This is a genomic window from Endozoicomonas atrinae (genome assembly GCF_001647025.1).
Taxonomy (GTDB): domain Bacteria; phylum Pseudomonadota; class Gammaproteobacteria; order Pseudomonadales; family Endozoicomonadaceae; genus Endozoicomonas; species Endozoicomonas atrinae.
In genome coordinates this window covers 1-1,736 of sequence record NZ_LUKQ02000517.1, presented here as the reverse complement: position 1 = coordinate 1,736, position 1,736 = coordinate 1, and the positions used below count along the sequence as shown (strand labels likewise).

Sequence of the window (1,736 nt, the reverse complement as noted above, 5' to 3'; positions counted from 1 at the left end):
GGATTGATTAATAAATATTTAAACGATTTTTATATGTCATCTGTCGCATTTCCAGAGAGGAATTTTGGAAACGCTCTGGAAACGGTTAACTGATTGAAAAATAACCCGTTTCCAATTTCCAGAAACCCCTTACTTATAGTAAGTAAGATTGGATCTAAAAAGTATCCAATCTTACTGACAAGGTTCGGGAGGTGGCAGCCGGTTCAACCAGGAGGGGAACAACATGGACGTGAATGATTTGGCAAAACGTTACCGGGAGGCCTGGCTGGTGGCTCGTCGAGTACCCTCTGGAATGAACCTCGGACACGCGTCGTATTGGCCGGAGTTCAATCCCAACCGCTGGGAGGTGTATCACTCGGAAGATGCGAGGATAAAACCAGCTCCGCCGTCGGCGGATGCCGTGGACCGGATGGTGGAGTGCATGCGCTGGCTGCGTTGGCTCAGCGAGGAGGAGCGAGAGCTGGTCTGGCTCCGTGCTGGCGGATTGTCCTGGCGTGATATCGCTAAAAAGTCAGGGCTGTCTCGAATGACCGCATCCCGGTACTGGCGGAAAGCCATGATGCACGTGATTTTACGGCAAAATCAGTGATGGATTTGCGGGTATTTGCGGGTGCTGTGTTACTAAAGCGTGGTAGAACGTAGAAAGTGTATTTTTCAGGGTGGGACAAAATCAGCATTTTGGTTCATAGTTATCGCTAAGCTCGAAGCAAAGTACATCCAAGCCCCGCACCAACTCTGGTCCGGGGTTTTTTGTTACCTGAAATTCACCCACGTTCACGGAAGAACCATGGCCAGAATCCTCGTCGAATCCATCGAACATCGATCCGTTGCCAGCCTGGTGCCCTACGCCAATAACGCTCGTACTCACTCCGATGAGCAGGTGACCCAGATTGCCCGGTCCATCGAGGAGTTCGGGTTTGTGAATCCGGTGCTGGTGGGCAGCGATGATGTGATCGTAGCAGGCCACGGTCGTCTGATGGCAGCAAGGCAGCTGGGTATGGAAACGGTGCCGGTGATTGTGCTGGGGCATCTGACCGAGACGCAACGACGAGCGCTGGTGATTGCGGATAACCAGATTACGGCCAATTCCGGCTGGGATGAAGACTTGCTGAAACAGGAGCTGGCCGAGCTGGATGCGCTGGATTTTGATCTGGACCTGATGGGGTTTTCCGATGATGAACTCGAAGGTTTGCTGCTGCTGGACGAGCCTGAAGGGCAGACCGATGCCGATGAGATTCCTGAGCCGGAAGAGCATCCGGTGAGCCAGGCCGGTGATTTGTGGGTGTTGGGTGATCATCGGGTTTTGTGTGGCAGTGCTACTGAGCAGACCGATGTGGAAACCCTGATGGCTGGACAGCTGGCCGACATGGTGTTCACCGATCCGCCTTACAACGTGGATTACGCCAATCCTGAGAAAAACGGCAAAGCGAAAAAAGATCGCCGGATTAAAAACGACAACCTGGGCACGGAGTTTTACACCTTCCTTCTGGCGGCTATGAGCAACCTGCTCGGTGTCTGCAAGGGCGCGATTTACATCTGCATGTCGTCGTCGGAACTGGACACCTTACAGAAGTCCTTTCGAGAAGCCGGTGGCAAGTGGTCCACGTTCATCATCTGGGCCAAGAACACCTTCACCCTGGGACGTTCCGATTATCAGCGTCAATACGAACCGATTCTCTACGGCTGGAAGGAAGGCTCAGAGCACTTCTGGTGTGGAGCCCGAGACCAGGGCGATG

The 1,736-nt window shown here is 53.2% G+C and carries 2 protein-coding genes; both read left to right on the top strand.

Features of this window, described 5'->3' with window-relative positions:
* Window positions 1-223 precede the first annotated feature (223 nt).
* Window positions 224-589, top strand: a complete 366-nt coding sequence (locus AK963_RS28600; RefSeq protein WP_066018676.1) for a DUF6362 family protein — start codon at window positions 224-226, stop codon at window positions 587-589.
* 198 nt (window positions 590-787) lie between these two features.
* The coding region (locus tag AK963_RS28595) for a ParB N-terminal domain-containing protein (RefSeq protein WP_066018675.1) at window positions 788-1,736 on the top strand (949 nt) is incomplete at its 3' end.